Source organism: Microlunatus sp. M237, from assembly GCF_056896895.1.
In genome coordinates this window covers 886,009-912,265 of sequence record NZ_JBXHBL010000002.1, presented here as the reverse complement: position 1 = coordinate 912,265, position 26,257 = coordinate 886,009, and the positions used below count along the sequence as shown (strand labels likewise).

The window sequence follows — 26,257 nt, the reverse complement described above, 5'->3', positions numbered from 1 at the left end:
GAGTTTGCTCGAGCGGTCACGGTCGGGGTTCATTTTCCTGTGCATCTTTAGTACGGTTTAGTCAGGTTGCCGGAGGGTACGAACCCCCGAGCGTTCTCTCCGACAACCTCCTCAATGCCCCGGTCCTCGCGGATCGGGGCATCTGTGGTTTCAGCCCCCTGCGAACTGCGCCCTACCGCAGGGTTGCGCCCGACCTCGTCTTCACTTACGGTGAGTCCAGTTTCGTATCCGTTCCGTTATCTACATCACGGATCCGAAATGTTCGGGGATGGCTCGTGGGCATCGGATATGGCCACGAGATCGCGTGCCCGCTACGCCGAGCTTCGCTGGGCGGGCACCTCTGCCGGGACAGTCCCGGGCGCAGCGAAGGTGGAGGAACCAACCGGGTATCGCGAAGACGCGCTGCCCTGGGGTGAAGTGCCGATGCGGAAATGCATCGGCGCCGGGCGCCTGACAGCCCGAACCCGTCAGCTCACTTCACAGGCGTCAGTCAGGAAGGGAATGTCTTGTTGACGTCAAAGATCATGAAGCGACTCGTCGGCGTCTTTGCCGCAGTCGCCCTGTCTCTCGGCATCGCCGGGATGGGCACGACCTCCGCCGCAGCCGCGGGCACCGTCTGGGACCGGGTGGCCAAGTGCGAGAGCGGTGGCAACTGGAAGATCAACACCGGTAACGGGTACTACGGCGGGCTGCAGTTCTCACCGCGTACCTGGCGGGGCTTCGGCGGTGCGAAGTACGCCAGCTCGGCCCACCGGGCGACCAAGAGCGAGCAGATCGCCGTGGCTCGTCGCGTCCTGGCCACCCAGGGCCCGGGTGCCTGGCCCACCTGTGGCAAGCGTGCCGGACTGACCAAGTCCACCGGAAACGCCAGCCGCAACGCGACCCCGGCCGGAAACCCCGGCTCGTCGAAGGTGGCTTCCAAGAGCAAGAAGGTGACGGCCAAGAAGAAGGTCACCGCCAAGAAGAAGGCCACCGCCAAGAAGAAGTCCGCCCCCGCGAAGGCCACCAAGACCACCCGGGTCAAGCGCGGGGACACGATCGCCAAGATCGCCAAGCGCCACCACGTCAAGGGCGGTTGGAAGGGTCTGTGGAAGCTGAACAAGAAGACCGTCAAGAACCCGAACTCGATCTACATCGGTCAGGTTCTCCGACTCAAGTAGCCCCGATCCCGGGTGCGGGACTGTCCCCCCGGCTCCTGCACCCCTGCGGCCCGGCGGACTCACGTCCGCCGGGCTCGCGGCACTTCCCGCTGGCCGCTGTCCACGCTGGCGTGGGGGCTTAGGCTGTCTGCATGGCACAGGTGATGGCCGTCTCCTTCGAGCGGTACGGGCGGCTCTACTATCTCGATCCCGGGGCACGGACGTACCGGGTGGGGGAGAAGGTGCTCGTCCCGACCGAGTCGGGCCCGGAGGTGGCTGAGTGTGTCTGGGCGCCGGAGTGGGTGGATGACGCCGACACCAACTTCGTGGATCTGCCGGCCTGTGCCGGACCGGCGACACCGGCCGACCTGGAGCGCGACGAGGCAAACCGCCGCCGCCGCGCCGAGGCCAAGCTGGTCGCCAAGAAGCTGATCAAGAAGCATGGGCTGCCGATGAAGGTGGTGGCCGTCGACTACATCGACCAGGGCGACGTCGACAAGCTCGCCGTCATCTATTTCAACGCCCCGCACCGGGTCGACTTCCGTGTCTTGGTGGGCGAGCTGGCCCGGACGTTGCGGGCACGCATCGATCTGCGCCAGATCGGCTCCCGCGACGCAGCCCGCCTCACCGGTGGGATCGGCAACTGCGGGCGTGACCTGTGTTGCGCCACCTTTCTCAAGGATTTCGAGCCGGTCAGCCTGCGGCTGGCGAAGGTCCAGGACCTGCCGCCGAACCCGATGAAGATCTCCGGCGCGTGCGGCCGGCTGATGTGCTGCCTGAAATACGAGCACCCGCTCTACGCCGAGTTCGCCCGGGATGCGCCGGCGGTCGGGGAGCGGGTCACCACCGATGACGGTGAAGGTGTCGTGGTCGCTCACTCGGTGCCGGCCGACGCGGTGGTGGTTCGGATGAGCGCCAGCGGCGCCACCATGAGCTGCTCCAAGGCCAGTGTCTGTGGCTCGCGCCAGGCCTACGACAAGCGCGACCCCGACGGTCCCAAGCCGCGCGCCCGCCGACGTCGCTGATCTCTCGCTCGCTGACCGGCGGGTAGGCTCCTTCGGCATGGGGCGCGGTGCACGGGCAGGGCTGGTTGCCGGCCTGACCGCCGTGCTGCTGACCGCCTGCTCGGCGTTGCCGGGCCAGGATGGAGAATCCGCCCCTGAGGTCCCGCTGCCGTCCAGCACCGTCACCGCCCTCGACTCCCGTCCGGTCGCACCGGCGCCGGACGTACGCCCTGCCGGCTTCGCCGATCCGCCTCCGGGCAGTGGCCTGGCCCGCTATCAGCAGCAGCCCCTGGAGTGGCGCGACTGTGGCGACGGCCGCAAGTGCGCCACCGTACTGGCGCCGTTGGACTACGCCGAGCCGGACGCCGAGGCGATCACCTTGGCCCTCGCGATGCGTCCCGCGACCGGTCCGCAGCGCAAGGGCTCGCTGTTCATCAACCCCGGTGGACCCGGTGGCAGTGGGGTGGCGTACGTGGACTACGTCGGGCTGGAAGGGCTGCAGGACTACGACGTGGTGGGCTGGGACCCACGTGGTGTGGGCGGCTCGACTCCGGTGCGCTGCTTCGGTGATCGCGCGCTGGACACGTACACCGCCCTCGACGGCTCACCCGACGACGAGGCCGAGAAGGCCGCCTTGATCGCGGCCAACCGCGAGTTCGGCGCCTCTTGCCTGCAGCGCTCCGGCCCGCTGCTGGCGCACATCTCCACCGTTGACACGGTCCGCGACCTCGACCTGCTCCGGAGGTTGGTCGGCGACGAGCGGCTCAACTACTTCGGGTCGTCGTACGGGACCGAGATCGGCGCGACATATGCCCAGCTGTTCGGGCCGAGGGTGGGCCGGATGGTGCTGGACGGTGCCGTCGACATCACCGATGACGAGAGCGTCGGCCAGAGCGGCGGGTTCGACGCCGCCCTGAGCTCCTTCGCCGAGTGGTGCGTCGCCCAGCGATGCCAGCTGGGCGGCAGCCGGTCGGAGGTGTTGCGTAGTGTCGTCGCGCTCTGGGACCGGCTCGACGGTCAGCCGCTCGCGGTGGGCGATCGGGAGCTGACCCAGCAGCTCGCGGTGACCGGGCTGGTGCAAGCGCTGTACGCCAACGAGCGCGGCTGGCAGGTGCTGGCCGCCGCCCTGACCGAGGCGTCCGTCGCTCGCAACGGCGAGCGTCTGTTGTGGTTGGCCGACCAATACAACCAACGTGACGAGGCCGGGCGCTACGGCCAGTCCACCTACGCCTTCCCGGCCATCCGCTGTCTCGACACCGACGACGACGGCATCTCCGGCGCCGACGCCGAGTTCGCCACGACCGTCAAGCAGGCACCCACCATGGGCCGCTACCTGGGGCCGGACTATCTGTGTCCGATGTGGCCCGTCGCGCCGGTGAAGTCGGTGGGCCGCATCACCGGCCCGGGTGCGCCGTCGATCGTGGTCATCGGCACCACCGGCGACCCGGCCACGCCATACGCGTACGCCCAGGGCATGGCCAAGCAGCTCACCTCGGGAGTCTTGGTCACGCTTCGCGGCGAGGGCCATCTCGCGTACGGGCAGAGCCCTTGCATCCGCGCACTGGTGACCCGCTACTTCGTCGACGGGGTGACCCCGGTCGAGGGCACCACCTGCTGAGGATCTGATTTCGACGAATTGGCCGCGCTGGATATAGTGGGCAACCGTGCCGCCGCCTGCGGTGGCACAGGCCGCCTTAGCTCAGATGGCAGAGCAACGCACTCGTAATGCGTAGGTCGAGAGTTCGATTCTCTCAGGCGGCCCCACCCGGACCACCTCGTGCCCCGAGGATCGCCACTCGAGCCAGGCCGCGCTCGTAGTGCCAACAGCGAAGCGAGAAGCTCAGTCACGCGCGGCGCCGCGATTGAGCGCACGAGAGGGCCGACCCTCGTCGGGATACGGGCAAGTAAGCCGATCCCTGCGGTCCATCGCGGGCCTTCTAGCGAGCACAGCACGCAAGCCTGTCAGCCGAACTCGTTGATGAGGATCAGCAACCGCCTGTCGTGCGCCGGCCAGTCGACCTCGTTCGGAAGGTTGCGGCGGCTCGACAGTAGGCCTACTGATCCGTCAGCTGCTCACGGGGGCATGTCGGCATGGCCCGCGTGGCGATGCAAGTCGCCAATCTTGTGATCCAGGATCTCGTGAAGAGTGACTTCGTCTCCGGCACGGTGGGCGACATGGGTCGATTGCGCCCAGCGGCAAGGCGTCCGCGCTTCCGTCAGCCAAGTCTGCATCCGGCGGTAGCGATCGCCGATTCCGGCGGCGGTCTAGGTTTCGGTAGCGCAGCAGTCCGCTACCGGGTCGGGGTCCTCCGGTGTAACGAGCTCGTTGGGTGTTGGCCGCTCCCGACCAAACGTTGGGCCGATGTGGACCACGTGTATTTGGCGCATGTCTGACGAAGCCTCTCAGGCTAGTTCCGGTCGGTATGCGAGGTAACCGTAGGGCACGCTCAGGGAGGCCCTTCGCTCTCTAGATGAGGACATCCCGCGCACTTGCAGGTGGTCTTTCAAACCATCTTTTCTGGGTAGTGGCCATACACGCAGCCTGTCACGCGGCGCACGGCGACGTCTCGGTGATCAGGTCAACTAGCCGGAGGAACCCTCCACGGAAGGGTCAGCAGCTCGACGAGGGGCACGGACCCTAGATCGCCGATATGCGCCGTCTTCGCGATGCGGGCCTTGCCCAGCGTCAAAGCGGCCCCTCGCCCCAGTGTTCTTCGATGCCTCAATCGCCCGGCTGATGATGGCAACTACCTTGACTAATCCACCACGGCACTGAAACCTGCCACTGCGAGATCTCTAAGAGTGTAAAGACCAGTGACGAAAGTCTGTGAGGTGGACGCCAACCGGTCACACGGCTGCCGAACTGTCAGAAGGTGCCTGTTGTGCGGGACCCCACGCAATACCAAACCCGCGTGGGAAGCACCCGGTAGCCGACCCTTGCGGCGCCCGGGTAGCCGGGGTTCGTGCGGAAGGCACGCAGGTCGGTCGCCGACCTCCTGACAGTGATAAGTGGAGCGGACAATTCCTCGTGGAGTGGAGCGCATCGCGGCTGGACGCTACGGTGTCGACTTTCCGGACACTGGACTGACGGACCCCGAGTCGGCCATCCTTGGCCGGTTGTAGGGTCATGCCAGTGTGGGGGTCGACGACCCTCTATTGCCTGCTGAGCACCAAGCGTCCGCCCTGGCGTCAACTGCTTCCCCCTCCCAACACCCTTCCGATGATGGTGGTAGCAACAGCCCCCATAATGAAAAGCGTTAGCGATACAATCCTCGCCTTGTACCGGATGAGGCGCGGGATGCTTCCCGGTGGAATCAGCTCGAGGGCGGGCATGGCCCATCGCACCAAGTAGAAGACGCCACCGAAGAGCAGGAGATAGAAGATTCCGTAGATCAAACCATAGATGATGGAACCGATGAGATTGTCAGGAAGCCAACCAAAAGGAACGTAGGTCCAACCTATACCGCCCGCGAGCCCCAAGAGCATCCCGATCACTGCTCCTATTAACAAGATCACCGTCGGAGACTTGGGCCATCGCTTCCCACTATCGAGGAGATGTCGAAGTTCTTGTCGGACGCCCTGTACCGCAATCCTGTCGCTCCCTGCTACCTCGAGCCGAGCAGCCGGAGATTGGTTGTTGAAGGTGATGGTCGCGACTACGCCGTCAGAGGAGTCGCCTACGACAACCTCCACCTTTTTTATAGCCTTCAACTCGCTGAGACCAGCTTTCAAGTCGTCCGCGGAGTCGTAGCGCGTTTCATCATCGGGGGGTGTAGTTATCAAGCAGTATAGAGGCGTCTCCTCAGTTCCGTTCACGCCTCCGACTGTGGCCAGCGCTCCTTGAACGATGGTGATAACTTGGTCTCCCGTGCCGCCCCAACGCGACCAACTTTCGCGTAGCGTGATTGTTCCCATAGCGGTGTTTTACACTGGATAGATGGGTCAAGAGTGCAAGGTGGAAGATTGACTTGCGCTGCCGAGCAAAGGGGTGAAATCTCCAGGCTGAGGACGGTTTGGGATTTGGCTCTTGTCTGCGTCGCGCAGTGGCTCCGAGCGTTTCTGCCCGCCGACGACAACGCACTCGTGTCCAGTGCCTGGCACTGACATCAGGATCGCCAAGATCAACGCTGGCTGGCGGCCACTCGTCCTTCCAGCCTTGGCAGCGAGTGGCGATCAGGACTCCGACTCTGCCCGGGACCTTTGTTGTGGGACGCACGCAGTGGCCGACCGGCACGCCGTGCCGCTGGAAGCAGCCTAGACCAGGCTCGCCGCTACGAGTTACTCGATCAATGCCTTATGGCAATCCAAAGTTGGTCTCAGACTAGTCGGACCCTCAGGGTGGATCTCCTCGGGGACGGTGAGTCAGCGACTAGTGCTGGGCTGCGGGTGTGCCGCCCGACTAGACGGCATTACTCGCTGACGACGCGAACTGTGTCGACGGCGCGTGTGCAAGGGGCTCCGTACCCGCCGCTCTCGAGGGTTTCACGAACCGCATCCCAGGCCCCGGCATTCACGGGAGCGCCGTCAACTTGTCGGTGGACGGCTTGGCAGGGCTAGCCGCGACAGCCTCCGAAGGTCACTCTGCTGCGGGCTGATGCGTGCCTATGGTATTCCAGTGGAACTGCGAAGGGCCGATCGGTTGCCTCATCCCCGGCTCGTCGGAGAGTTCGCCGATCCGCCCCGCTCGGTCGAGGGAGGTGGTCATTAGCTTTCTGCAACCACCAGTCGAGATAACGAGAGGTTGACCATCGCTGAGCTATGTGTCGGATAAGGGCGGAGGGGACGGTTGTCGCCGCTAGCGCCTCGTCAACCACCGAGCTAGGCCTTGCGCACGAAACTCCAGCCCAACCGGAGGCTCAGGGCGTAATCGAGAGCCGTCCTATCTGGCGGAGCACGTAGACGAGGGGCAGCAGCTTCCCGAGGAACTGATAGGCCTCCCAGTGCAGGTTGGCCTCCACGTGCGCGCCGATCTCCTCCCCGTGAGCGGAGACGAACCTGGCACGATTGCGACGCAGACGCGAGCCGAAGCAGTGCAGTGGACACGGGTTGGCTGCGTTCTTCCTCCCACTCCCGCCACTCCGTACCGATCTCGTGGGTCGCCACCACGTGCAATCCAGCGGCAACGAAAGCGCCCTCGACTGCGGCCCTCGACAGGTTCTCGGGCACGTTGCCCAGATGATGGCCAAGGAGCACGGCGTCCTCGGCCGTCAGGCTGCTTGTGGCGACAGTCGTGAAGACCAGGAGCGAACCGTCTGCACGAGTCAACTTGGCAAGATCGGCGACCGCTGCGGTTAAGTCGGCCACCTGCTCCAGCACGTCACGGCACCAGACAAGATCGAAGACCTGCCCCGACTGCGCGATGGTCGCAATCTCGCCGGCCATAATGGTGATCTTGTCCGTCATATTAGCCGCGGCGACGGCTTCTTCCGCAGCCCGGACGTGGATGGGTACGGGCTCCACACCGACAGCGCTGACGCCCGGGTGATCACGGACAATCTGAACAAGGTGGGCGGCGTTTCGACAGCCAGCATCCAGCAGGCGCCCATTCGCTGGCAGCAGAGCTGCGGCCAGCCCTCGCAACCAGTCAGGGCTGCGGGGCTGCAACGAGACGTCCAACTTGTCGTAGAGGTCCCAGGTCAGCGGCCCGTACACCCGCTGCAAGTCGTGGCCATGCGCGGCCGCATCCTTACTCACATCGTCACAGCGTCGACCGAAGTCGTAGCAGGTAGACGATCGGCGAAAGCTTGCCCAGAAGCTGGTACGGCCCCCACAGTGCCTCGGTCAACGCTGTTCGATAAGCGAGAGCTCCATGCTCGGCGCGGTAGGTATCGGGCCAGGTCATCAACCTAGAGGCGCGCACGAGGTTCTTCAGGGTCTCGCAATCCCCGGATTCCACCGCCTGCAGGCGATGTTGGCTGCCAAGGGTCACCGACTGCGCAACCGTGAAATATGGCGACAGTGCCCGTTCCAGGTTGGACTGGTCCATGCTGGCCGCGACCGTGCCTTGACTGGCGTCGAGCTCAGCCTGCTCGAAGGCAGCCATCCGATCTGTGGCAACCGTGACCTGGCTGATCATCGCCCCACCCGGCTTGAGTACGCGTGCGCAGTCAGCGATCGCCCGTGGAAGGTCTTCGATGAGCCCGAAGACGTCGGTGCAGAGCACCACGTCGGCATAACCTTTCGGGAACGGCAGATCCAGGATCGACCCCTGGTGAAAGTGCATCTTGTCGCCCAGCCCAGCGGCGAGGGTCTCGGCCGTTCCCCATTCGATCAGCTGCGGCAGCAACTCAACTCCGTCAATCTGGCATCCGGTGCGACGGATCAGCTCGAGGCTGCGCCCACCCGTGCCGCAGCCAGCGTCCACAACCACGGAGCTGACATCCACACCAGCTTCCTGCGCCAGGTCATAGATGACGTCGAGTGATCTCGCTTGCCTAGACAGATCCGCTGAGGCAAGGACCTCGTCGACCGCGCCCGAGTACACCATGGACAGATCTGCTTCCTGAGGCATGCGCCTACCATCCCGCAAGCAGGCATTCCCCACCATGGGATATCGGGGTCCGCCATCCACGGCAGGCTGGCTGAAGCAGCAAGGGCGCCGCTCACCTGTTCATCGACGCGCAATTTGTCGTTGAAGAAACGATGCCGCGGAGTCAAGCGCCTGCGCGGCGATTGGGTCAGTGGCGTGGTTGTGCTGGAAGACGTGGGTTGCTCCCGCGTACACCTCGAGTGCGACGTCGACGTCTGCGGTGGCGGCACGGGCTGCGAGGCGGGTGCTGTCGTCGAGCAGGACCTCTCGTGAGCCGACCTGAAGCAGCAGCGGGGGCAGGCCACGTAGATCGGCGAGAAGGGGACTGGCGAGCGGATCACGACCGTCGCTGTCGGCAAGGTAGAGGTCCGCATACTCGCGGACGTCCGCGGCGTCGAAGACGGGATCGACGTCCTCCTTGCCCCTCAGGCTTGCGCCGGACAGCGTGAGGTCGAACCATCCCGAGAACGCAGCGAGTCCCGCCGGGAGGCGAAGTCCGGCCTCACGCGCGGCAATCGCGGTGGCCAGCGCGAGGCCGCCGCCGGCCGAATCGCCCGCGAGCACCAGTCCGGCGGGGTCGACGTCGCTGACCAGCTGCCGGTACGACGCGAGCGCGTCCTCAATGGCTGCGGGGAAGGGGTTCTCGGGAGCGAGCCGGTAGTCGAGGGACAGGGCGCGCAGTCCTGCCCGCGCTGCGAGTGCGGCAGCGAGCGGAACCCCGGTATGGCCCGCGCCGATGGCATAGCCGCCGCCATGCAAGTAGAGCAGCGTTCCCACCGTGCGGTCGGCCTGCGGCACCTCGACTTCAACGGCGGGTACGCCTCCCAGCGTGGTCTCGGTGATGCGGGTACCGTCCGGCAGTGGCAGTTGACCGAAGGATGCATAGAAGGTGCGGAGCTCGGCGAGCGACTTCTGGTCCATGGTTTCTCCTTGGGAGGGGTGGAAGGTGGATTAGACGGAAGACCGACAAGGTTTTCGTGCCTTCGCGCTGGGAACGACTACGGCCTTCGCGCCACGTTGCGCAGCTGCAACTTCATGCCGGGGTTCTGTCCGTAGGAGTCGGGATGACGGTTGATCGCGGGCGTCGGCGGAGGGCGAGGGCCGACCCCATGATCAGCGCCAGTGCCGTGACGCCGACGGCGATGCTGGTCGCATGGACGGTGACGGCAGCCAGGGCCACGGGAATGGCCAGACCAACACTGGCTCCGAGTTGTTGCAACGTGGTTCCGACGGCGCCCGCGACTCCCGCGTGCGGTCCGGCGTCACGGTTCATGGCGCTGTTCGCGGCCGGCATGACTTGTGAGGTCCCCAGCCCCATGACTCCGAGCGCGATGAGAACCGCGGTGAGACTTGTCGGTGAGATCGCGAAGATGATCTGTCCGGCGCCGAGCGAGGCAAGTCCGACGCCGATCTGTCGGTCCGGTGGCCGGACGCCGAGGCGGCGGGAGCAGAACAGGCCCAGTTGGATGGCGGCCGGGTAGATCGAGAACAAGGCACCGGTCGCCAGCGGTGCGAGGTGATGGTCGCGTTGGAGCGAACCGCTCGCCGACACAAACGTGGCGATCGTGGCTACACCCCACAGGAACAAGCCGTAGTAGGCGACCCGCCTGGTCGCGTTGCCGAACAGCACGGCCGGGATCAACGGAGCCATCGAGCGTCGGTCGGAAGCCGCGAACCCCACCAGCACCAGGACGCCGGCGACCCCGAAGGCCATTGCTTGCCCAGGCTGGTCCACGACTGTGAGCGCCTGGATGATCAGTGCGGCGCCCGCGGCCAGGATGGCGCCACGCCAGGCGCCGCGTCCATGACCCGGCGAGCGCTCGACGTCGTCCCCGGCGAGGGCTGAGAAGATCAGTGCGACCACGACGAAGGCGACATTGACATACATGCACGCCCGCCAGCTCGCTAGCTGAGTCAACAGCCCTCCGAGCAGTAGCCCGATGGCCGTCCCGCTGCCCATGATCATTCCGAAGACGCCGTACGCCCGATCGCGGCCCTGATCGGGGAACGCGGCCGAGAGTCGCGCCATCGCCGCCGGCGTCATCGCGGCTGCGGCGACCCCCTGGGCGACTCGTGCACTGATCAACATCCAGCCGACATCGGCCGCTCCGCCGATCGCGGAGGCTAGACCGAAGGTGATCAGACCCAGTGTCATCACGCGCGGATACCCGACTGCCTGGGCAACCCGTCCGCCGGCGATTCCCAGCGAGCCCGCGGCCAGGAGATACGCAGCCATCACCCACGCCACACCCTGTGATGACAGTTGCAGCTCGGCGGCCATCCTGGGCAGGGCGAGGGCCAGGATGGTCGCGTCGACCCCGACCATCAACTGACCGCTCACCACCGCACCGAGAACCATCCACGGCCGTGGCTGCTCACTCACGATGTCTCTCCTATGATTGGTGACACCAACGCAAAGTATATCGTTGGTGTCACCAACGCAAGGGGGTTGTTGTGCCCGATCGTCCACCACAGCGATTGCTGGAGACGCCCAGCTGGCTGCTCACCCAGATTGCGGCGAACGCCGGCCGGCGCAGTCGGGAGGTCTTCGACTCCCTTGGGGCCGGCCGCTACCACTACGCGATCCTCTGTGCCGTCGAGGAGTTCGGCCCCTGCAGTCAGGCCGAGATCGGCAGTCGCCTGAACATGGACCGGAAGGACGTGGCCCAACGAGTACTCGAACTCGAAGAGCAGCAGTTCGTGCGGCGCCGCCCGGACCCGGCGGATCCGCGGCGCAACCTCGTCCGAATCACACCGCGAGGACGAGCCAGGCTGGACCAGATCCACGCCGAGTTGGCCGGCGCCCAGGACGAGCTCCTTGAACCACTCACGTCGCAGGAGCGAGCCGGGCTGATCGCAGCCCTGCAGAAGATCCTCGGTCGCTAGCTACGGCGACGAGTGATCATGCGACGACGGACGCTGCCGGCGTACTGATGGTGATGTTCAGACGTAGAAGCCTTCGCGCAGGTTGATGCCGTGCTCGACCCAGGCCTTCAGCGCTGACAGCATGCTGCTCCAGCCCTCGCAGTTGTTGAATGCGCTGTTCGCGCCCTCAGGCGTGTTCAGCCAGGCCGCTTCGGAGATGGTGACGAGCGTACGTGCGCCGCCGTCGATGGGCTCGAAGAGAAACGTCACGGTGGTCTGCGGCTCGACCGACGCGCTGCCGCCCCAGCGGATGACGAGTCGCCGCGGCGGGTCGGCCTCGACCACAGTGACCGGGAACCGGCCGGGTGAATCGGCGAAGTCCCAGCTGACGTCTGAGCCGGGTTCGAGCCGGCCGCGGGCGCCGCCGGTGGTGAAGTACTTCGACAGTTGCTCGGGGTGGGCGACCGCTTCGTAGGTCTCTGCGACCGGCCGTGCGACGCGCCCGCTGACGGTGAAGGAGAGGGGTTCTTGATTCATGTTGTAGTTTTACAACATGTCAAGTGCAGTGCACAAGCCTTCGGACGATGATCAAGTGTTCAAAGCGCTTGCTTCGCCGCTTCGCCGGCGCATGCTCGACGCGCTGCGGAACGGGCCCAAGGCCACGGGGGAGCTGTGCGAGCTGTTCCCCGAGATCGATCGCACGACGGCCCTGCAGCATCTCCGCGTCCTCGAGGCCGCAGATCTCATCGCCGGCCACCGGGTCGGACGGGAACGGCGCCTCACGCTCTCGCCGCTGCCGATCAAACGCATCTACGACCGGTGGATCGGCGACTATGCGCGCGCCGCGGTGGACCTGCTCGAGCGACTGGATGCTGACTCCGGCGATTGACTGTCGGCGCCTCCTCCCACACCCGCGACTGGGCCGGGGCCCAGTTCGTCATCGGTTGGGCCGCTCCACCGTCCCGCCGCTGTGCAGCGGTCGGATCTCCACGCCGCCTCCTTCGCCGATCACCGGGTTGGTGCTTGCGATCGCCAGGGCCGCGTCGTGGTCGGCCGCCTCGATCACATAGAACCCGACAACGATCTTCTCGGCGTCGATGAAGGGCCCGTCGGTGATGCCGTCGGAGCGCACCGATGTGGCCAGATCTCGTGGCGTCAGCGCGTACGCCGCGAGCATCGACCCGTCGTCGGACAGCTCGTCGGCGTGGTTGTCGCAGACCTCGGTGTCGGTCGCGCTGGCCTGTGGCGCGTGGGCCGAATCGGCGGCGTAGATCAGAACGGCGTACTGAGCCATCAGCTCTCCTTGTCGTGGCGGCGCACTTCATTCCTACACCTCCGGTAGGACGGACACGGTGTATTCAAGGCAGCGGCCCAGGTTTAGCGTGGACGTGTGAATGCTCCCACTCGAGGTGCTCTCGATTGATCCGCAGGCCCGCAACTGCGCACCATCACCATCGGCGGCGCGGTCAGCGGCCTCGGGATCGAGTCCCAAGGCCACGGTGGACCTCCTTGAGACTGGATGCTGACGCGGACGACAACAGATCGTCAGCACTTTCCACTCGCGCGGACCTCGGCGGTGTGGGTGGCTCCGGTCTCCGCCATGCTCAGCCGTCGGTCGACTGCCAGGACCAGCACCGTCACCGCGATGATCACTGTCGTCGCGCCGAGGAAGAGATGCGGGTTGCCGCCGACCGCTACGCCCGCCACTGCTGCGCCGACCGAGCCGGCGGCGATCTTGATCCCGGCCATCGAGGCAAAAACCTGCGCTGTCGCACCGGCCGGCGCATAGCGGGCCCGTGCGGCAAAGGTCGCGGTGACGAAGATGGCGCTCGCGGCTCCCAGCGCGGCGAATGTGGCGACGCCCCAGCCGTAGGATGGCGCCGCGGCGACCGCACCCGTGCACATGGCGACGACCACACTGGCGCGCGCGACCAGCCGATCCGGCTCGCCCCGCAGCGGCCACACCGAGAGGACACCCGCCCCAAGCAGATTTCCGGCTCCCATCGCCACGATGAGCGTGGCCGCCAGGCTCGCCGACACGTCGTAGCTCATCGATAGCGCGACGGCCACGATCGCCAGGCCGCCCTGGGTGGCGTTGATCATCATGGTGGCGCCGTTCACCCGCCGTATGCGGCCGTCGCGGAGCAGCAGAGCCAAGACGGCGCCCAGGCTCAGCGGATCCTGTGGCTGCTCGTCGGGGCCATCGCGGACAGGCAGTCCAGCGCACAGCGCGGCGCCAACCGTCGCCGCGCCGCCCAGGGTCAGGAGTGCCGCAGCCGGACTCGACCAGGTCGCCAGCGCGGCCACCACGGCGGGTCCGACGGTACCGGCCAAGCCGTAGCTGACAGCGTCCAGGGCCTGGGCGCGGCGCGCACTCCGCTCCCCGTCACGGCTGACCGCGCCGAGCTGGCTGGACAGGCCGCTGGTCAGCAGTGGACCGCAGCAGCCGCCGACGAGGACGCAGCCGGCCGCGACCGGCCACGGCGCCCGGCCGAGTGATGCCACGACTGCGACCACGGCCGCGGCGTAGACGACGTATCCGACGGCGAGCAGGCGACGCGGGTCGGCGGTGTGGTCGAGCCGCCGACCGACCACCGGCCCGAGCAGGTGCGGCACTGCGAAGCAGGCGACCAGTACCCCGCCGACCCGGCCGCTCGAGTCCGACGGCAGCCGTGCCGCCGCCAGCAACACCACCCCGACCGCCGCGCCCGCGTCCGCCATCCGTACCGCGACGGCGATCAGCAGATATCGCACCATTCCTGGCGCCCCGAGGGGGCGACCCTGCGTCACCTCTTGAACCGGTGATGTCATGCCGTCACCGTTGCATAAGCCGGTGTCACCGGTCAAGATGGTGACGTGGGAATCGTCTTCGTGTCCGACAACCTGGCGCTCGACTTCATCGGCACCCTCAACGAACGACACACCGCGCGGGTGGAGAACCTTCACAGCGATGCGGATGTGATCGCTTGGCTCAACGCATCAGGCGCGTTGGAGGTCGGCGACACAGTCGTCGAACCGCATCAGCCGGACATGATCCTCGACCGAGCCCTCCTCCTGCGGGAAGCGCTCTTCCGGACGGTGACCGCGCTGATCGACCACCCGGACCACCGGCTGCCAGACGACGACCGGCGGATCATCAACGACTTCGCGGCGCGACCTGACCCCGTCCCGGCACTGTCTGCCGACGGCACGATCGCCACGACGGGTGACTGGTCGGCGGGGCTGTCCGCGGTCGCCCGGGACGGCATCCGGCTTTTCGACGAGCCGCGCCACAACCTCAAGTGGTGCGCCGACGCCAACTGCACCCACCCCTTCCTCGACCGGTCCCGGGGTCACCGTCGCCGCTGGTGCGGCATGGCCGGCTGTGGCGACCGAGCCAAGGCCGCCGCATACCGCGCGCGCAAGCGTGAAGCCTGACTTATCGGAAGCGCCCCACAGCCTGTGACCTCCACCACACAAGAGATCTCGGAGCGACCACCTGCGCCTCCGGCGGTGCAGGTCTAGCGTGGACGTGTGACTGCTCCCACTCGCGTGTCCGTCACCGACCACGCGGCCGGCGTCGAACGGCTGCGGGCAAGCTATCGGCGAATCCCGGCGGGGGCCCCGGTCCGGCTGGCCAAGCCCACCTCCAACCTGTTCCGGGCCCGTACGCGGACCGGCGTCCCAGGGCTGGACACTTCTGGTCTGACCGGCGTGCTGGCGATCGACCCCGAGGCCCGCACCGCTGATGTGGCCGGCATGTGCACCTACGAGGACCTGGTCGCCGCCACCTTGGCCTACGGCTTGAGCCCGCTGGTGATCCCTCAGCTGCGCACCATCACCATCGGCGGCGCGGTCAGCGGACTCGGGATCGAGTCGGCCTCGTTTCGCAACGGCATGCCGCACGAGTCGGTGCTGGAGCTGGACGTGCTGACCGGGACCGGTGACGTCGTCACCGCCTCGGCGGAGCAGCACCCTGACCTGTTCCGCGCCTTCCCCAACTCCTACGGCACCCTCGGCTATGCGACTCGGCTGCGGGTCGCCCTGGAACCGGTCCAGCCCTACGTCGCGCTCCGGCACGTTCGCTTCCATGCGCTGGACGACCTCGTCGCGGCGATGGCCGAGGTGGTGGACAGCGGGAGCTTCGAGGGCGTACCGGTCGACTACGTCGACGGCGTCGTCTTCGCCGCCGATGAGGCGTACCTGTGCCTCGGCACCCAGACCAGCGATCCCGGCCCGGTCAGCGACTACACGGGGCAGGACATCTACTACCGCTCGATCCAGCACGACGACGGGGTCCGGCAGGACCGGCTGACGGCGGGCGACTATTTCTGGCGCTGGGACACCGATTGGTTCTGGTGCTCCCGGGCGTTCGGCGCGCAGAACCCCCGGCTGCGGCGCTGGTGGCCACGCCGGCACCTGCGCAGCAGCTCCTATTGGAAGCTGCTCGCACTGGACCAGCGGTTCCACCTGGTCGACCGCTTCGAGCAAGCCCGGGGCCGACCTCCGCGCGAGCGTGTCGTGCAGGACATCGAGGTGCCAATCGAGCGGAGCGTGGAGTTCCTCACCTGGTTCCTGGCGCAGGTGCCCATCGAACCGCTCTGGCTGTGTCCGGTGCGGCTGGGCCAGCCCTGGCCGCTCTACCCGATGCCAGCTGGCCGCACCTTCGTCAACGTCGGCTTCTGGTCCACCGTGCCGGCCGGTGCCGTCGAGGGCGCCACGAACCGCCGGATCGAGCAGCGGGTGCGCGAACTCGACGGGCATAAGTCCCTGTACTCCGACGCCTATTACGCCGAGGATGAGTTCGACGACCTCTACGGCGGCGCGGAGTACCGGCTCGCGCGCAAGACCTACGACCCGGACGGGCGTTTTCTCAACCTCTATGCGAAGGCGGTGCGACGACAGTGACCACGACCCGGCAGCAGCAGGCGAGCGAGGCCCCGGCCAGGATGTCCCTGGCCCAGATCCTGCAAACGGTGCTCGGCGGGGGGATTCCGGTGCGATTCACCGCCTACGACGGCAGCGCCGCGGGACCCGAGGGTGCCCTCGGCCTGGACCTGCGATCGTCCCGCGGAGTCAACTATCTGGCCACCGCGCCGGGCGAGCTGGGACTGGTCCGTGCTTACGTGGCCGGCGACCTCGATCTGCACGGCGTGCACCCGGGTGATCCCTATCCGCTGCTCAAGGCCCTCGACGACGTACAGATCATCCGCCCGCCCGCCCGGGTGCTGGCCGAGATCGTCCGCTCCCTCGGCGTTGAGCACCTGAAGCCGATCGCGCCACCGCCGCAGGAGGTCCAGCCACAGTGGCGGCGGGCGCTGCAGGGACTGCGGCACAGCCGGAACCGCGACGCCAACGCCATCTCCCATCACTACGACGTGTCCAACACCTTCTATTCCTTCGTCCTGGGCCCGTCCATGACGTACACCTGCGCCTGTTACCCGTCCACTGAGTCCACCCTGGAGGAGGCCCAGGAGAACAAATACCGGTTGGTGTTCGAGAAGCTGCGGCTGAAGCCGGGGGACCGGCTGCTGGACGTCGGCTGCGGTTGGGGAGGCATGGTCAGGTACGCAGCCCGTCGCGGTGTCCGCGCCACCGGGATCACCTTGTCGGCCGAGCAGGCGGGCTGGGCGCAACAGGCTGTCGTCGACGAAGGGCTGGATGGGCTGGCCGAGGTTCGCCACGGCGACTATCGCGACATCACCGAGACCGAGTTCGACGCGGTTTCCTCGATCGGCCTGACCGAGCACATCGGGGTGGCCAACTACCCGGCCTACTTCCGCTTCCTCCGCTCCCGGCTGCGGGTCGGAGGGCTGCTGCTGAACCACTGCATCACCCGGCCGGACAACCAGCGCGCGGCCGCGACCAAGGGATTCATCGACCGTTACGTGTTCCCGGACGGGGAGCTCACCGGGTCCGGCCGGATCATCAGCGAGGCGCAGGACGCCGGGCTGGAGGTGCTGCACGAGGAGAATCTGCGGCCGCACTACGCCCTGACTCTGCGGGACTGGTGCGCCAACCTGGTCGAGCACTGGGACGAGGCGGTGTCCGAGGTCGGTCTGGCGACGGCGAAGGTCTGGGGTCTGTACATGGCCGGCTCCCGGCTCGGCTTCGAGCGGGACATCGTCCAGCTGCACCAGGTGCTCGCCACCCGGCACGACGACCACGGAGGCGGACTCGATCTGCCGCTGCGACCCTGGTGGCAGGCGTAGTCAGTCCGTACGCTCGGCCTGATCGGCCATCATGGCGGTGACCATCGCGAGGTTGCCCGCCGTCAGACCGCCGTCGACGGGCAGTGTGACTCCGGTGATCCAGGACGCCTGGTCGGAGGCGAGGAAGAGCAGCGCCTGGGCGACGTCCTCGCTCTGGCCGACCCGGCCGAGCGGATAGAACTGGGTGAGCCGATCGAGCACCTGGGGGTCGTTGTCGATCCGCTGCTGCCAGGCGGGAGTGGCGATCGTGCCCGGTGCTACCGCGTTGCAGCGGATGCCGTGGCGCCCCTGCTCGCTCGCGACCGACTGGGTGAGGGAGATGAGTCCAGCCTTCGCCGCCGAGTACACGGCATTGCCGTAGTACTGCAGCCCGTTCACCGAGCTCAGGTTGAGGATCACGCCGGAGCCGGCGTCAACCATCCCAGGCAGCACGGCCTGGGTGAGCCGGATGGCGCCGGCGAGATTGACGTCCAGTTCGCGCAGGACCGCCTCCTCGCTCAACTGGGCGAGCGGGTCGTCCGAGCAGATCATCGCGTTGTTGATCAGTACGTCGATGCGGCCGCTGCGATCGCGGACGGTCGCGACGGCCTGGCGTACCGCGGTCATGTCGGTCACGTCCAAGCCCAAGGAATAGCCACCGGGAGTGTCGGCCGCGGTCTGAGCCGCCCCCTTCTCGTCGATGTCGGTCACCGCCACGATGGCTCCTTCGCGGGCGAAGGCCTGGGCCGTGACCCGACCGATGCCCGAGCCCGCTCCGGTGATCAACACCACCCGACCGTCGAAGCGCTGCGTCATGGCGATCTCCTTCGTGAAGTCAGCGTCCAGGTGCGGACGCCGCCACCCTAATACCGGCCATCGCGACGTTGTCGGCGGCTCAGCCGTCGACGCCGGCCGGACGCCACCGGCCTCTCCTCGAATCCTCAGCGCGGGCGCCGTGCGCGCGCATCGTCCAGGGCCGGTGCCGGGGTCAGGCCGACCTGATACCAGTACGCGACGGTGGAGATATCGTCGCTGCGTTCGAAGAGGCCGTGGTCCCAGGCACCGATCTGCTGCAGGGTCACCCGGAGGCGGGAGCTGAAGAGGACGGGGTCCGGGATGTGCCAGCGATACATGGCGTGCGACTGCGCTGTCGCGCGGAGGAACGGCGAGTGGGCGCTGGTGTCTTCGGCGGAGTAGTACGGATATCCGCAGTAGGGGGCAGAGAAGGTCACCGGGACGACCGGGCCCTCGTTCGAGAGACGATCTTGGAAGGCCCAGGCGCCGCCCGCGTAGTCCTCCAAGCCGGTGCTGGTTTGGGTGGGGAAGTCGGCGTCGTCATCGACGTAGAACTTCATCTCGCCCTCACCCCACCAGTAGCGCTCGAGCGCCGTGATCGCGACATACGTGCCCAGGTAGCGTCCGGCTCCGCGGACGCCGTCCAGGACGACGTGGTCTTGACCCAGTTCTGTGGTGCCGTTGGACCGACGCCACTGGGCGTGAAAGTGAGCGAGCTCGTCCGGCAGCTGGTCGCCGGTGCTGTAGTCGACCTGGTAGTAGATGCCGTCGACGTCGCCCGGGTGCTGACTGATCAGTTCGATCTTGGCGTGCTCGGCGAACGGCATCGCGAAGTAGGCGTTCATGCCGGCGGTGGGGGCCACCACGATGGCGGCTGAGGTGACGAGGGCTCGTTGCCCGAAGCCGTTGCAGAAGAAGTCGCCCAGTGGCACCTCGACCGCCGGCCGCGCCGCGCCGTCCCACGTCATCCTCAGGACCAGGTCGCGTAGGACCCAGGGTCCAGCCGACGTCCGGTCGGGCACGGTCATCCAGATGTGCCTGATGACGCCGGGCCCGCGGATGTCTGCGAGTGTCGTCGTCTGTCCAGCCCTGAGCGAGGTCGCGGGGCGGCCCTTGCGGCCGACGCCGAGCGCTGACGCTTCGCGGGCTGCTGCTCCCGGCGCCCCAGTCGGGTTCTCGGCGTTGATCGACCGGCTGCGCAGTCGGCCTGGCGTGGTGAAGAACTCGTCCCAGGTCATGGATCCTCCTCGATCGAACGCGGAACGAGTACGTCGTCGCCGCCCGCTGACTGGCCCTACCGGAAACTAGCAGGACTGCGGCGGACGATGAGCCGGCTCAGGCGATGGCGTCGCTGCGCGCCGGAAGGTTGGAGGTCAGGATCTGGTTCACGGCTACCCGCCCTGCTCGGTTCGCTCCGATCGTCGACGCGGACGGGCCGTAGCCGATCAGATACAACCGTGGCTCGTCGACGGCACGGGTGTCGGCAGCGCGGATGCCGCCGTCGGCGGTGCGGATCCCCAGCGGGGCCAGGTGGTCGACCGCCGGCCGGAACCCGGTCGCCCAAATGATCACGTCTGCGGCGATGAACGAACCGTCGGGCATCCGTACCCCGTCCGGCTCGATCCTGGTGAACATCGGGTGCCGCACCAACACTCCGCGGCGCTCGGCTTCGCGGGCCCAGGGTGTCCAGCGCAGGCCGGTTACCGAGATGACGCTCTGGGGCGGCAAACCGGCCCGGGTCCGTTCCTCCACCCGCTTGATCGCTTCGATCCGGGCCGGCTCGTCGAACGGCTCGTCGACCCACTGTGGCTCCTGGCGGGTCATCCAGACGGTGTCGGCGACCCGCGAGACCTCCTCCAACAGCTGGATCGCCGAGACGCCGGCGCCGACGATGATCACCCGCTGACCGGCGAGCTCCTCGGCCGAGACGTAGTCGGCGACGTGCAGCTGGCGGCCGCGGAAGATCTCGCGCCCGGGATAGTAGGGCCAGAACGGGCGGGTCCAGGTGCCGGTGGCGTTCACCACGGCCCGAGCGGCCCATACCCCCGCGGCTGACTCGACCCGCAGCCGGCCGTGCGGATCGTCGTCGGCGCGCCGGACCGCGGTCACGGCGACCGGCCGGCGGACGCGCAGGTCGAAGGTGCGCTCGAAGGCGGCGAAGTAGGGCGGAAGTGCGTCCGCGCTGGGGGAGCGGGGATCGAGCTCCGGCTTGGCCATGCCGGGCAGGTCGTAGATGCCGTTGACGGTGGCCATCCGCAGCGAGCGCCAGCGGTGCTGCCACGCCCCGCCGGGGGCCGGGTTGGCGTCCAGGACGACGAAGCGGCCCACGGCGCCGGCGGTGCCGGTGCTGCCCAGCGGCAACAGCCCGCGGCGGTGCAGGTGGTACGCGGCCGACAGACCGGCCTGACCGGCCCCGATGACCACGACGTCCACGAGCTCCGGCTCGCCGGTCAGCTGGTCGTCGTCCACATCACCGCAACACCGCAGCCGCCCGATCATTCCCGCCAGACCTACCGCCCAGCGCATCCGGGGTTCGTGGTCGACGCTCGGCGTGACCGAGGCGGTGTGGACGACCGGGAACTCGTCAGCGGCCGACCCGCTCCCGCAGCGTGTCCACCATCGTCCGACCCGCCGACACCGGGGAGAAGGCCTGCGCCGCGGCGGTCAGCGCGGCGCGGGACTCGACGTCCAGGTCGAGCTCGGCCGCTGCCACGTTGAACTCGAGCTGCTCGACGCTGGAGGCGCCCGGGATGACGACGACCTGCGGCAGCGACAGCAGCCAGGCGAGCGCGACCTGGGCCGGCTTCGCGTCGTAACGTCCGCCGATGTCGCGCAGCAGGTCGAGCAGACCGGCGATCCGACGGAGGTTCTCGGTGCCGAACAGCGGGTTCGTCGCACGGACACCGCCGGGGCGGTGATCCGGACCGTAGCGACCGCCGAGCAGCCCCTGGGCCAGCGGGCTGTAGGCGATCACCATCCGGTTCTCCCGCTGGGCGAACGGGACCAGGTCGGACAGCGGCCCCGGCTTGGCGAGCGAGAACTGCACCTGGTTGCTGACCACCGGCCGACCCAGGGCCGCATCGGCGCGCTGCCATCGCTGCAGCGAGTAGTTGGAGACGCCGACCGCCCCGATCCGGCCGGAGTCCAGCAGCTCGCGCATCCCGGGCATGATCACCGAGTCGGGAACCACGGGGTTGGCCATATGGACCTGATAGAGCGGGATTCGGTCCAGCTTCAGCCGCCGCGCGCTGCCGGCGGCTCGGCGACGGACCACCGGTGGGAAGGGCGCGATCGGGAACACCTTGCTCGCCACCACCACCGACGTACGCTCCTCGCCCAGCGCCTCGGCCAGGATCCGCTCACTCCGGCCGGTGCCGTAGAGCTCGGCGGTGTCGAACAGGGTCACGCCCAGCTCGCGGGCGCGGGCCACGATGGCGCGCGCTGCGCCCGAGGCGTACTCGTCGCCGTAGCCCCACTCGCGCGACCCGAACTGCCAGGTGCCCAACCCGACCCGGCTGACCTGACCCAGACCTTCGATCTCGAGGTATCTCATGAGTGCAGTCTGCCTCGCCCATCCGCAGCCGGGCTGCCTTCGCGAACCACCGCCGACAACAGCTCCACCGCCTGCCCCAGGCCCAGCTGCCATCCCGCCGCGTACGCCTCGTCCCACTGCGGGCCGGTCAGCCCGGCCGCGACGTCGTGGCGGTAGCGTGCGGCGTCCGGCTCAGTCACGGCCGGGTCGTAGCCGTACCGGCGGCCCAGCCGATCCACGACGGCGATCAGGCGGGCGCCGTCGCGGTGCCGGTCGACGGCCGCCAGCGCACCGGTGGCCTGATGCAAGGACGCCAGCGTCGAGGTGGGGTCACGGTCCGCGTGCGCCCGCCGCGTCGAGGCGACACAGCGGCGCAGCGCCTCGGGGCCGCGGCCCAGCTCGACCAGCAGCTTGGCGGCGATGCCGATCGCCGGGATGACCGCCCAGCTGTGACCGCAGGCGCTCCCGACCGCCTCCGCCTCAGCCAGGGACTCGAGCGCCAGATCGGGCCGGCCCAGGGAGCGCAGCACCTGTCCACGAAGCATCAGCACCTCTGACAACGCCCACGGCGCCGACGCCGGCACCAGCATGCGGGCCTGCTCGATCCGCTCGGCCAGGTCGCTGTGATCACCGAACATGGCCTCCCAGTAACAGCCAAAGGCGAGATGCACGGCGACCAGCTCGGGCTGGCCGGCTTGCTCGGCCGCCGTCACCCCACGGACGGCGTACGCTCGGGCGGCCGCCAGGTCACCGCCCATGTAGCACAGGACAACCAGGCCGCGCAGCAACTGGGCCAGGAGCGCCGGCTCGACCGACTCGGGTGCGGCGTCGGCCAAGCCGAGTGCCGCCTCGCCACGGCGCCGCCCGCTACCGAGCTGGCCGCGGCGGACCCAGTGCCAGACCTGGCCGCTCGCTAATCGGATCGCGGCGACCGGATCCCCGACAGTGGCAGCGTGCAGTTCCGCGCGGACGAGGTCGGGCCGCATCGTCAGCAGGCGGCGTTGGGCCTCACTTGCTCTCCGGTCCAGCAGCAGTGGGGCCAGTGAGACGGCCTCGTCGGCGAAGAAGGAGCAGTGCCGGGCGCGCCAGGCGTCGAGGTCGACATCACCACCCTGGCTCGCCACGTGGGCGCGGGTGGTCTCCAGCAGTCGGTACGTCGTTCCACCGTCGGCGACGTCGCAGCTCACCAGCGACTTCTGCACTAGCGCCAGCAGGGCGGCGGAGACGGCGGCAGGGCTTCCCTCGCAGACGGCCCGCGCCGCCGCCAGGGAGAACGGACCGGCGAAGTTGACGAGCTGGCGCAGCAGGTGGCGTTGGCCAGGCTCGAGCCGGTCAGTGGTCCACCGGACGGCGCTGCCGAGGGAGTCGTGGCGACCGGGACCGTGGTCCTCCAGCTGCACGGCCTCGGCGATCTCCGCCACGGCCAGCACGTTGGTCCGAGCCGCCGCGAGCTCCAAAGCCAACGGCAGCCCGTCGAGCTGTCGGCACAGGGCTCCAACCTCGTCGGCGGCGAGGTCGCCGAGGTCGGAACCTACGTCCGCCGCACGCTCGGTCAGTAGCCGACACGCGTCGTCGAGGGCGGGTCCGAGGAGAGGGCGTACCGGCAGCACGCGCTCGCCGGGAATGCCCAGCGGCTCACGGCTGGTGATCATCATGGCGAGCCCGTCGGTGTGCTCAAGCAGGAACCGGGTCAGCGCGGCCACCGAGGGCCTCAGATGCTCGGCATTGTCCAAGATCAACAGTGCGCGGCGACCGGTCAGCTGTCGGACCAGGCCGGTGCGATCGGCACTGGGACTGTGGACCAGCTCAGCGAGGGCGGCGACCAGCTGCTCCTCGTCCTGCAGCGAGGCAAGCTCGAGCAGCCACTGTTCGGTATCGATGTCCGCGGTGGTGCGCCGCGCTACCTCCACCGCGAGCCGAGTCTTGCCCACCCCGCCGGGTCCGACCAGTGTGACCAACCGGGCTTCTTGACGTACCGAGCTGATCATGGCCAGCTCCTCGCTTCGGCCGACGAAGCTGGTCAGGGGCCGGGGGATGCCGTGACGAATCGGCCCGTGGCGATCATCGCGGGCATCGAGCTGACCCCGAAGCACTCCCTGGCGAAGGTCGATGAGCCGAGGTGACGGGTCCAGGCCGGACCGATCGGCCAGGGCCTGGGCGTACCCGTCGATGGCCAGCAGTGACTCCTCGGTTCGACCGAGCCGAGCCAGCGCCGTGGCCAGCAGCATGGCCTGCGCCTCCGCCCTGACCGCTGGGGGCACCTCCGCCAGCAGTGTCACCGCCGCGAGTGGGTGGCCCTGGTCGAGGTGCAGCTCGGCCAAATGCTGCAGGACCGCTCGGCGTGTGGACGACACCTCCGCCTTGCCGCGGCGGACGAACGGTCCGTCCTCACAGTTGAGCAATGGTGCGTTTCGGGAGCACTGCTCTGCTTCATCCAACAGCGTTTGGTCCCGGCGATCGAGCCCGTCGCCGGCGTACCGTCGGAAGCGAGCGACATCCACGTCGTCGGCAGGGATATCGAGACAGTAGCCACCACGTCCGCCGCGAAGAACCGCCCTGAGCTCCGTGCCACGCAACCGGGACACCTGCGCCCGCAAGGACTGTGCGGCCGCCGACGGCGGATCCGACCACAGCTCAGCGATCAGCTCGTCCGACATCACGGGGACCCCGGGCGTCCAGGCCAGCCGAGCCAACAAGCTACGGCTCAGCGGACCGCCCACGGCGATGTCGCGAGCGGGCTGGGTGAGGTCGGTGCTGCTGGCGCGCACTGCACCGAACAGGGCCACCCGGATGGACATGGCCACACTGTAGGACCCACGGGCACCGCGTTGCAGCAACGTTGCAGGCCCCAGTATGCGCCCCGTGGGGGCGTCGCGCCTTCCTAGGCTAATCACCTCGAACCGGCGCCAAGGACAGGAAACATGACCACCACGACACGCAGCACCACCCGAGTCCCGACCCGCCTGGGCCGGATCGCTGTCCATCGTCTCGGAGAGGGACCACCGGCGGTGCTCTGGCACAGCATGTTCGTCGACAGCCGCAGCTGGGACCGGATGGTGCCCGCGCTGGCCGCACACCGCACGCTGCTGATCGTCGACGGTCCCGGCTACGGCGACTCCGACCGGTTGCGCCGCGCCGCCACGATCGAGCAGTGTGCGGAGGCGGCGGTGGAGATGCTTGACCAGCTCCATCAGGTCGGGCCGGTCGACTGGGTGGGCAACGCCTGGGGAGGCCACCTCGGCTATCAGCTTGCCGGCACCCACCCGCACCGGCTCAGGAGCCTGGTGGCGGTCAGCGCGCCGGCCGATCCGCTGCCCCAGGGGTTTCGTCGGCAGCTGGGCCTGCTCGCCCATGTCCTCGCGGTCACCGGTCCGATCGGGCCTCTGCGGGCCAAGATCGCCGACGCCCAGCTCACCGAGGCCACCCGGCGCGACGATCCAGCGGCCATGGGCATCATCGACGCCGCATTGGCTCGCACCAGCAACCCCAGCCTGGCGCGTACGCTCCAGTCCTTCATCGTGCGCCGCACCGATCTGAAGCCGATGGTGCGCGACAGCCGCGTGCCGATGTTGCTGGTAGCCAGCGACGACCGCGGCGAGTTGACGCCGGAGGAGGCGGCGCTCACCGCCGCCCTGGCCCAGCGCGCCGAGGTAGTGACGGTGTCGGGCGCCCGGACGTTGATCCCGGTCGAACAGCCGGCGGCGCTGGTGGAGCAGCTGCTCCGCTTCTGGGCAGCGCTGGACCGCTGACACTCGTACGGCGACCGGCGGGGCGCTCCTCCCGAGGGCGGGTGCGGGATCAGCCTTCGCTGCGGCTCAGTCGTCGAGCTCGGCGTCCAGTCCGTCCGGATCCAGGTCGTCGGCGTCGAGATCGTCCAACGCCGGTCCGTCCTGGGTCAGGGCGTTCAGGTCGACGTTGTCGGAAGGGGTGTATTCGTGGTGCGCGGCCACCTCGTCGCTGACCGCGAACGGGTCGTTGGAGGCGTCCGCGATCTGGACCTGGTCGTCGTCGCTGTAGCCCTGGTCGGCCGAGACGTTCGCGGTCGGGCTGGTCGGTTCGTCGAAGTCGGACACGGAGTTCCTCTCGTCAAGGTCCGGTGACGGTCGCCACCGGGGCTTTGAGACCTGTACCCCCTGTATCCGGCCCGAAGCAGCCGGTTCGTCGACGGATGGGGGCGGGCGATAGTCGGTTGTCGCGGCGCGGCCGGGGCTCTACTGTCTGCG

At 68.0% G+C, this 26,257-nt stretch carries 23 protein-coding genes, 1 tRNA gene and 1 riboswitch; of the genes, 10 read left to right on the top strand and 14 right to left on the bottom strand.

Annotated elements, in window-relative coordinates:
• Nucleotides 1-331: 331 nt before the first annotated feature.
• A riboswitch (cyclic di-AMP (ydaO/yuaA leader) is annotated at nt 332-501 on the top strand.
• Between the two features lie 23 nt (nt 502-524).
• The 4 genes from AC1XX3_RS10540 to AC1XX3_RS10525 all read left to right on the top strand — a co-directional run bounded on the left by AC1XX3_RS10540 (nt 525) and on the right by AC1XX3_RS10525 (nt 3,907).
• Nucleotides 525-1,160 carry a transglycosylase family protein gene (locus AC1XX3_RS10540; protein WP_483321042.1) on the top strand — a complete coding sequence of 212 codons (636 nt, stop codon included), beginning with the start codon at nt 525-527 and terminating at the stop codon, nt 1,158-1,160.
• Between the two features lie 131 nt (nt 1,161-1,291).
• Nucleotides 1,292-2,164, top strand: coding sequence for a PSP1 domain-containing protein (locus AC1XX3_RS10535; RefSeq protein WP_483321041.1), 873 nt, complete (start codon nt 1,292-1,294; stop codon nt 2,162-2,164).
• Between the two features lie 37 nt (nt 2,165-2,201).
• Nucleotides 2,202-3,761 (top strand): alpha/beta hydrolase, encoded by a 1,560-nt coding sequence (locus tag AC1XX3_RS10530; RefSeq protein ID WP_483321040.1) that lies wholly within the window; start codon nt 2,202-2,204, stop codon nt 3,759-3,761.
• Nucleotides 3,762-3,831: 70 nt separating this feature from the next.
• A tRNA-Thr gene (locus AC1XX3_RS10525) sits at nt 3,832-3,907 on the top strand.
• A 1,425-nt stretch (nt 3,908-5,332) separates the two neighbouring features.
• Here the strand turns inward: AC1XX3_RS10525 and AC1XX3_RS10520 are convergent.
• From AC1XX3_RS10520 to AC1XX3_RS10500, 5 genes are all read right to left on the bottom strand, one after another.
• Complete coding sequence (locus AC1XX3_RS10520) at nt 5,333-5,959, bottom strand: hypothetical protein (protein WP_483321039.1); 627 nt, start codon at nt 5,957-5,959, stop codon at nt 5,333-5,335.
• A 1,002-nt stretch (nt 5,960-6,961) separates the two neighbouring features.
• The gene (locus AC1XX3_RS10515) at nt 6,962-7,837 is read right to left on the bottom strand and encodes a class I SAM-dependent methyltransferase (protein WP_483321038.1); all 876 of its coding nucleotides are present in this window, start codon (nt 7,835-7,837) and stop codon (nt 6,962-6,964) included.
• A gap of 4 nt (nt 7,838-7,841) precedes the next feature.
• Nucleotides 7,842-8,654, bottom strand: coding sequence for a class I SAM-dependent methyltransferase (locus tag AC1XX3_RS10510; RefSeq protein WP_483321037.1), 813 nt, complete (start codon nt 8,652-8,654; stop codon nt 7,842-7,844).
• Nucleotides 8,655-8,753: 99 nt separating this feature from the next.
• Complete coding sequence (locus tag AC1XX3_RS10505; RefSeq protein WP_483321036.1) at nt 8,754-9,593, bottom strand: alpha/beta hydrolase; 840 nt, start codon at nt 9,591-9,593, stop codon at nt 8,754-8,756.
• Between the two features lie 112 nt (nt 9,594-9,705).
• Complete coding sequence (locus AC1XX3_RS10500) at nt 9,706-11,055, bottom strand: MFS transporter (RefSeq protein WP_483321035.1); 1,350 nt, start codon at nt 11,053-11,055, stop codon at nt 9,706-9,708.
• 71 nt (nt 11,056-11,126) lie between these two features.
• Here AC1XX3_RS10500 and AC1XX3_RS10495 point away from each other — a divergent pair, with 71 nt between their 5' ends.
• Complete coding sequence (locus AC1XX3_RS10495) at nt 11,127-11,558, top strand: MarR family winged helix-turn-helix transcriptional regulator (RefSeq protein WP_483321034.1); 432 nt, start codon at nt 11,127-11,129, stop codon at nt 11,556-11,558.
• 57 nt (nt 11,559-11,615) lie between these two features.
• Here AC1XX3_RS10495 and AC1XX3_RS10490 read toward each other — a convergent pair whose 3' ends face one another.
• Nucleotides 11,616-12,074 carry an SRPBCC domain-containing protein gene (locus AC1XX3_RS10490; protein WP_483321033.1) on the bottom strand — a complete coding sequence of 153 codons (459 nt, stop codon included), beginning with the start codon at nt 12,072-12,074 and terminating at the stop codon, nt 11,616-11,618.
• 16 nt (nt 12,075-12,090) lie between these two features.
• On the opposite strand from AC1XX3_RS10490, the gene AC1XX3_RS10485 reads away from it, so the two are divergent.
• Nucleotides 12,091-12,426: an ArsR/SmtB family transcription factor gene (locus AC1XX3_RS10485; protein ID WP_483321032.1), complete on the top strand. Its 336-nt coding sequence runs from the start codon at nt 12,091-12,093 to the stop codon at nt 12,424-12,426.
• Between the two features lie 48 nt (nt 12,427-12,474).
• Here the strand turns inward: AC1XX3_RS10485 and AC1XX3_RS10480 are convergent, their stop codons facing one another.
• Both AC1XX3_RS10480 and AC1XX3_RS10475 read right to left on the bottom strand, forming a co-directional pair.
• Nucleotides 12,475-12,831, bottom strand: a complete 357-nt coding sequence (locus tag AC1XX3_RS10480; protein ID WP_483321031.1) for a YciI family protein — start codon at nt 12,829-12,831, stop codon at nt 12,475-12,477.
• Between the two features lie 251 nt (nt 12,832-13,082).
• Nucleotides 13,083-14,348, bottom strand: coding sequence for an MFS transporter (locus AC1XX3_RS10475; RefSeq protein WP_483321030.1), 1,266 nt, complete (start codon nt 14,346-14,348; stop codon nt 13,083-13,085).
• A gap of 45 nt (nt 14,349-14,393) precedes the next feature.
• On the opposite strand from AC1XX3_RS10475, the gene AC1XX3_RS10470 reads away from it, so the two are divergent.
• From AC1XX3_RS10470 to AC1XX3_RS10460, 3 genes are all read left to right on the top strand, one after another.
• On the top strand, nt 14,394-14,954 hold the full coding sequence (locus AC1XX3_RS10470; protein ID WP_483321029.1) for a CGNR zinc finger domain-containing protein: 561 nt from the start codon (nt 14,394-14,396) through the stop codon (nt 14,952-14,954).
• A 96-nt stretch (nt 14,955-15,050) separates the two neighbouring features.
• Nucleotides 15,051-16,424 (top strand): FAD-binding oxidoreductase, encoded by a 1,374-nt coding sequence (locus tag AC1XX3_RS10465; RefSeq protein WP_483321028.1) that lies wholly within the window; start codon nt 15,051-15,053, stop codon nt 16,422-16,424.
• Nucleotides 16,421-17,728 carry a class I SAM-dependent methyltransferase gene (locus AC1XX3_RS10460; RefSeq protein WP_483321027.1) on the top strand — a complete coding sequence of 436 codons (1,308 nt, stop codon included), beginning with the start codon at nt 16,421-16,423 and terminating at the stop codon, nt 17,726-17,728. Before AC1XX3_RS10465 ends, AC1XX3_RS10460 begins: the two co-directional genes overlap by 4 nt.
• Here the strand turns inward: AC1XX3_RS10460 and AC1XX3_RS10455 are convergent, their stop codons facing one another.
• The 5 genes from AC1XX3_RS10455 to AC1XX3_RS10435 all read right to left on the bottom strand — a co-directional run bounded on the left by AC1XX3_RS10455 (nt 17,729) and on the right by AC1XX3_RS10435 (nt 24,832).
• Nucleotides 17,729-18,523: an SDR family NAD(P)-dependent oxidoreductase gene (locus tag AC1XX3_RS10455; RefSeq protein WP_483321026.1), complete on the bottom strand. Its 795-nt coding sequence runs from the start codon at nt 18,521-18,523 to the stop codon at nt 17,729-17,731.
• A 125-nt stretch (nt 18,524-18,648) separates the two neighbouring features.
• Nucleotides 18,649-19,740 (bottom strand): glycoside hydrolase family 172 protein, encoded by a 1,092-nt coding sequence (locus AC1XX3_RS10450; RefSeq protein WP_483321025.1) that lies wholly within the window; start codon nt 19,738-19,740, stop codon nt 18,649-18,651.
• A gap of 97 nt (nt 19,741-19,837) precedes the next feature.
• Nucleotides 19,838-21,028 (bottom strand): FAD-dependent oxidoreductase, encoded by a 1,191-nt coding sequence (locus AC1XX3_RS10445; protein WP_483321024.1) that lies wholly within the window; start codon nt 21,026-21,028, stop codon nt 19,838-19,840.
• A gap of 58 nt (nt 21,029-21,086) precedes the next feature.
• Nucleotides 21,087-22,055, bottom strand: coding sequence for an aldo/keto reductase (locus AC1XX3_RS10440; protein WP_483321023.1), 969 nt, complete (start codon nt 22,053-22,055; stop codon nt 21,087-21,089).
• Nucleotides 22,052-24,832, bottom strand: coding sequence for an AfsR/SARP family transcriptional regulator (locus AC1XX3_RS10435; protein ID WP_483321022.1), 2,781 nt, complete (start codon nt 24,830-24,832; stop codon nt 22,052-22,054). Before AC1XX3_RS10435 ends, AC1XX3_RS10440 begins: the two co-directional genes overlap by 4 nt.
• Nucleotides 24,833-24,955: 123 nt before the next feature.
• On the opposite strand from AC1XX3_RS10435, the gene AC1XX3_RS10430 reads away from it, so the two are divergent.
• Nucleotides 24,956-25,783, top strand: coding sequence for an alpha/beta fold hydrolase (locus AC1XX3_RS10430; RefSeq protein ID WP_483321021.1), 828 nt, complete (start codon nt 24,956-24,958; stop codon nt 25,781-25,783).
• Between the two features lie 66 nt (nt 25,784-25,849).
• Here the strand turns inward: AC1XX3_RS10430 and AC1XX3_RS10425 are convergent, their stop codons facing one another.
• Complete coding sequence (locus AC1XX3_RS10425; protein WP_483321020.1) at nt 25,850-26,107, bottom strand: hypothetical protein; 258 nt, start codon at nt 26,105-26,107, stop codon at nt 25,850-25,852.
• Between the last annotated feature and the right edge of the window lie 150 nt (nt 26,108-26,257).